The sequence below is a fragment of the Mycobacterium sp. 1165178.9 genome, assembly GCF_001673555.1.
Classification (GTDB): Bacteria; Actinomycetota; Actinomycetes; order Mycobacteriales; family Mycobacteriaceae; genus Mycobacterium.
Genome location: NZ_LZMB01000292.1, coordinates 1 through 5,079 on the forward strand (window position 1 = coordinate 1; position 5,079 = coordinate 5,079).

Annotated in this window: 7 protein-coding genes; 2 read left to right on the plus strand and 5 right to left on the minus strand. The window is 65.3% G+C overall.

Going from position 1 to position 5,079, the window contains the following annotated elements; translation table 11 throughout:
* Positions 1-214: 214 nt before the first annotated feature.
* Positions 215-1,648, minus strand: a complete 1,434-nt coding sequence (locus A5652_RS12595; RefSeq protein ID WP_067351302.1) for an FAD-binding oxidoreductase — start codon at positions 1,646-1,648, stop codon at positions 215-217.
* A gap of 240 nt (positions 1,649-1,888) precedes the next feature.
* Here A5652_RS12595 and A5652_RS12600 point away from each other — a divergent pair, with 240 nt between their 5' ends.
* Positions 1,889-2,530 carry a DUF5134 domain-containing protein gene (locus A5652_RS12600; RefSeq protein WP_067351305.1) on the plus strand — a complete coding sequence of 214 codons (642 nt, stop codon included), beginning with the start codon at positions 1,889-1,891 and terminating at the stop codon, positions 2,528-2,530.
* A 31-nt stretch (positions 2,531-2,561) separates the two neighbouring features.
* Here A5652_RS12600 and A5652_RS12605 read toward each other — a convergent pair whose 3' ends face one another.
* From A5652_RS12605 to A5652_RS12615, 3 genes are read right to left on the minus strand one after another with little or no spacing between them, the layout of a single operon-like run.
* Positions 2,562-3,302 carry an SDR family NAD(P)-dependent oxidoreductase gene (locus A5652_RS12605; RefSeq protein WP_067351314.1) on the minus strand — a complete coding sequence of 247 codons (741 nt, stop codon included), beginning with the start codon at positions 3,300-3,302 and terminating at the stop codon, positions 2,562-2,564.
* A gap of 11 nt (positions 3,303-3,313) precedes the next feature.
* Positions 3,314-3,697 (minus strand): hypothetical protein, encoded by a 384-nt coding sequence (locus tag A5652_RS12610; RefSeq protein WP_232001181.1) that lies wholly within the window; start codon positions 3,695-3,697, stop codon positions 3,314-3,316.
* Positions 3,676-4,149 carry a GtrA family protein gene (locus A5652_RS12615; protein WP_067351308.1) on the minus strand — a complete coding sequence of 158 codons (474 nt, stop codon included), beginning with the start codon at positions 4,147-4,149 and terminating at the stop codon, positions 3,676-3,678. Before A5652_RS12615 ends, A5652_RS12610 begins: the two co-directional genes overlap by 22 nt.
* 115 nt (positions 4,150-4,264) lie before the next feature.
* Between A5652_RS12615 and A5652_RS12620 the strand changes: the two genes are divergently transcribed.
* Entirely contained in the window at positions 4,265-4,636 is a 372-nt protein-coding gene (locus A5652_RS12620; RefSeq protein ID WP_067351311.1) for a hypothetical protein, read from the plus strand.
* 105 nt (positions 4,637-4,741) lie between these two features.
* Here the strand turns inward: A5652_RS12620 and A5652_RS28085 are convergent, their stop codons facing one another.
* On the minus strand, positions 4,742-4,909 hold the full coding sequence (locus tag A5652_RS28085) for a hypothetical protein (RefSeq protein ID WP_197513940.1): 168 nt from the start codon (positions 4,907-4,909) through the stop codon (positions 4,742-4,744).
* Positions 4,910-5,079 lie beyond the last annotated feature (170 nt).

Consider the following 5,079-nt stretch of genomic DNA (forward strand, 5'->3'; position numbering starts at 1 on the left):
AATGCACCTGATACTCGAGCTTGTCGTCGTCACGCTCAAGGAATCGATACTGCGCCCACGCCATACACCGCGGGCACCGTGCACGACCGTGCTCGATTGCCATAAGCCAGCCCCCTAAACTTGCCACAGACACACTGGAAGTACCCTGTGCCGAGCCCCGCTAACCATCGAGGTGCGCGTGCCCGCGGGGCCGGCGTCTTGTGGCGTCCAGCGACTAGTAGTTCAGCCCCGAAAACATGACCCGGCCAGGATCGTATTTCTGTCGTACGGCGCTCAGCTGGGAGAGGTTCGGGCCGAAGTAACGCGACGGCGGCTGGTTGGCCTCGATGTAGTTCACGTAGCCACCGACCGAATACTGTTGCACCGCTTGATGTGCCGAATTGAGCCAATTGGTGGCGGCTGCCGGATCGCCCGTCTCGACATACCACTGCACCAGCGCCGACTGCCGGCGCCATGGAAAGGCTGTGGCGCCGGGCGCGACCGTGGCGAGGGCGCCGTCCAGGGCGTGCATGATGGCCAGCATGCGGCCGGCTCCGCGAGGAAAGCCATTGACCGCCGCGGCGATCCCCTGTGCCACGCCCGGGTTGACGGTGGCGAAGACGTCCGAGCCGCCGACATACCCGAGCGGCGACGGGTTGAGGTTCCCGACGGCCAGATAATTCACCAAATCCATGTAGTTGAAGGTGTGGTTCTCGGTGCCCGACGGCTGCAATCCCACCGCTTGAGTGATCGCGGCCGCGGCGCTGTTCCCCGATCCGGCCGGGCAGGTGGCAAGGATCCGGCAATGCATGCCCATCGCGTCGACGGTGGCGTCCGCCAACGCCCAACTGCTGCGGTCGGCGGTGCGTAGCCAGTTCTGCCAACCGACGAGGACCTGCGCGAACGACTGCGGCGGGAAGTTGAGGTTGACGACGTCCACGTCCTTGGTGGGGAACGTGGCGAACGTGAGCGAGGTCGTCACACCAAAGTTGCCGCCACCGCCGCCGCGCAGCGCCCAGAACAGGTCGGGGTTACTGGCGGCGGATGCTGTCACCACCTGGCCGCTGGGTAGCACCACCGACGCCGACGTCAACTGGTCGCAGAGCAGGCCGGCATGCCGCGACTGGGCTCCCATGCCGCCGCCCAACGCGTGCCCCGCGGCACCGACTGACGGACAGGTGCCGGTTGGGACGCCGCGGCCGGCCGCGGCCAACGTCCGGTGCATCGTGTACAGACTCGTGGCCGGCGTCACCGTCACCTGCCCCGTGGCTGCGTCGTAATTGGCGTCCCCGGGCAGTTGGCGCAGGTCGAGCACCATGGCGCCGTTGGCGGTCGACGCGCCGATATAGGAGTGCCCACCGCTGCGTGGGGCGACCTTCAGGTTGTGGGCGGCCGCGAATGCCATCGCCTTCTGCACGTCCGCCGCCGAGGTCGGGGTGACGACCGCTGCGGGAGTCAACCCGTTGTAGTTGGTATTGAAAACCTGTTTAGCGCTGGCGAATTGGGGGTTGTCCGGAAGCAGCACCTTCCCACCGAGAGCGGTGGATAGGCCCTCCCATCCGGTAGATCTCGGATCGGCGGCTACCGGGGGTGCGCCGAGAACCGCGCCGGCGGCCAACGCTCCGACGGCGCCCCGCAGAAACGCCTGCCGCGAGATTTCACGCGCCATCGTCGGACTCCCGCGATTGCGTCATGCCCCGAATTGTTGACCACGAGAACCGTGGTGCCGCACGACGTGTCGGGGGGTGACCGAAACGTGCCCGAACCGTTACCGCACCCGAGTGCGCGCTTTGTGCTCAACAGTCGCCATGGCCACCGGCCTTGGCTCTAATACCCCGCAGGGGTACGGTGGCGCCATGAGCGCGGCGGTAAGACGGGTGGCATTCGCCAGGTCACGATGTTGCATGCCATGATCGGCGAAGCGCCGCTACGCTGGGCCATTACCCTTCTTTTGACCGTTAGCGTCGCGATGTACGCGTATCTGGTTGTCGCACAACGCGGTCGATGGACGGGCCGGCTCACCCACTTACTGCACCTGACGATGTCGGTGGCGATGGTCTTGATGGTGTGGCGCGTTGGGCTCGACCTGCCGGCCATCGGTCCGACGCTCTTTTTCCTCCTGGCCGGCGTCTGGTTCGTGGGCGTTGCCGTCGGGGCATCTTCGGCATCCCGTCAACGATTGAAGAGCTGCTACTACGCGGCGATGATGGCGGCGATGGCGTGGATGTATGCGCTGATGAGCGGAGCCGTGCCAGGGGTTTCCGCACATCTGCACTCACAATCGGGTTCGGTCATGGACATGCCCGGCATGCGGCCGCCCGCACACGAGACGACCCCGCCTGCGACCGGTTTCTCCTGGGTCTCCGCGGCGAACTGGATCGGGGTGGCGGCGTTCGCCGCCGTGGCACTGTATTGGTGCTACCGCTTCGTCGGCCAACGCCGGACGAACCGGGTGCCGACCACCGCGCGGGCGGTGTGGTGGGAACCGCTGTATCAGGCTTCCACCGCCGCCGGCACCGCGCTCATGTTCGACGCGCTCGTCGTGCGGTAGCGAGGGCGGCGGTGCCCTGCGCCGGCCCTTCTTACCCGGCGCCTTTGCCGTTGTCGACCCGATAGACAGCGCCGTGGATCGCGGACGCGGCGTCGCTGGCGAGGAAGGCGATCACCTTGGCGACCTCGAGGGGTTGCATCATGCCGCGTGGTGAGGCCGTGCGCATGATCAGGTCGTAGTTGGGATTGTCTGGCGCGCTGAATTGTTCGATCTGCGGCGTGAGCATGCCGCCGGGGCATACCGCGTTGACGCGCAACCGGTCCGCGGTGTACTCCACGGCCAACGCACGGGTGAGCCCGATCAGACCGTGCTTGGCGGCGCAGTAGCCGGCCGAATACGCCTGTCCCTCGACTCCGGCGATGGAGCTGACATTGACGATGTTGCCCCCGCGTTCCAGCAGATCAGGCAGCGCCGCCCTGCAGAGGTAGAACGGCCCGTTGAGGTTGACCGCAAGGTCTTGTTCCCAGTCGTCGTCGCTCATCGACTCCGTGCGGCGCATCTGGTGTCGCCCGGCGACATTGACAACGACATCGAGTCCACCGAAATCACGGACACACTTTTCGACCGCGTCCCGGCAGGCCCGGGCCGAACCGATGTCCACCGACGCGAATCCGCCTCGTTCGACGTCGGCGAACACAGCGGCTAAGCGATCCGTATCGCGGCCGATACCGAAAACCGTTGCGCCCTCGCGAGAAAACAACTTCGCCGTTTCAGCGCCCAGCCCCGACGACGCTCCGGTCACCAACGCCACTTTGCCCTGCAGTGCAGACATACCAATGCACACTAGTAGGGCCGCAACCGTGCCATTGCACCGTGTCGAACTTGAAGCGGCGCAATGGCTCTCAACCCGAATTTGGCGGCCATGCCAGGGAGCTCGGCCTGGAACCGCCGCTGGATCCGGCGCGCCGTGATCATCGCGAGCAGATTGAAGGCTTGCCTGCCCAGCGCGATCCGGCTCGTTCGCTTCTTCCAGTTCGGCGGTGTCGAGGCCGCGCGCCGTCCGAAGTAGTAGCCGATGCAGGTTGCTATCGCCAGCGCGGCGACAGCCGCGATTACCGTCACGTGTTGAGCGTCCTTCGTCGCCGTCGCGGCAAGGTCACGCGGGGGATACACCTCGGCCAACAACCGCGGCGCCGGCTCACCGGTCAGCGGCCGAAGACCAGCCACCGCATCGCGCCGTACATGTACACCGCTTCACAGATGCCTGCCGCCAGCCGTGACAGCTGATATTGCACTCCGATGGCGGATAGCGCAGTGGCCACCCCGAGGATGAAGGCCAAGTAGTTGACGACCACCACCACGACGTAGGTCGCCACCTGCGGTCCGACGGGCGCATGGGACCGGAAGTTGAAAATCCGATTGAGCACGTAGCTGAGCGCGAACCCGCATACGTAGGCGACCGTGACAGCGATCGGCACTGGGAGCGCGAGCGTTCCCCGCAGACAGGTGAGGATCGTCAGATCGACGCCGAAGGTGCAGCCGTTGATCACACAGAAGCCAACGAACGTCGGCGCGACGATGGCTCCGAGCCCGAACGGCAACCGATCGACAAACGCCTCACACCAGGCGTGGAACCGGGCGGCCAGGCGTGCTCGGCCGGCCGGCGGTTGCGCTCGCACATGAGCACGGTGTCATAACCAGGTATCCAGTGTGTAATCGGTGGGCCAACATCGCTGAACGGTGCGGCCCTTGGCTCTCCCGCGTTGCTGTCGATCTGGCCCTACGATCTGGGATGTGGACGAGATGCCCCACTACGCGGGCCCGATCGGCCCCCGCAACCGCAACATCTTCGGAGCATGCCTGTCGCTGGTCGGTTTGACGACGATGATGCTTGCGCTCCTCCTGTTGATGATTGCGGAGAGCAATCGCGCCCTGGCGTTCAAACTGGAAGTCGGCTTCTTCCCCTCGCTCTCCGAAGCCGCGGTGCAGTCAGCGCGCACCGAAATTGTGATCGCGGCCCTGTTGACGGTCCTGGCGACCGCTTCGGCGGTGACGGCGGTGATCTTCCGCTCGACCATTACGTGGCGGATCATCGGCGGCGTCACCTTGCTGGTTTTGATCTTGGTTGGGCCGCTGCTGTGGGTCTGCTACGACATGGCCTTTTGAGATCGGCCCTCGCACAACGGGGAACGCTCAGTCGCGCAATGGCTTAGGAGCTTCGCCAAAGCGAAACGGCGCAGTTCCCGTCAGCCCGGCGAGACACTCGCCTAGTCACCAGCTACGGCGCTCATCGCCGGCGTGGGGATACTCGTCGTCGGGCAACGGAACGGCGCGTTGCTGTTCGGCCCAGTCGGCCGGATCGGCGTCTACCGGACGAAAGTTGTACAAAGAGCCCGGATGTCCGTGCGCTACGCCGTTGAGGATGGCTTGCTGGATCACGGGTACCCCTTCCTTCTACTGGCGAATTGCACTTCCTAGCACAATGTTTCAGCTTCGATGACACTTTCTGGGTATGCGAGGGTCGGCCGTCCGCCCGGGGAAGACCGTAAGGCGCTACTCGAATCCTGACGCGGATGCGCACGCCACTGCCGCAGCCAGGCAACTCGTCT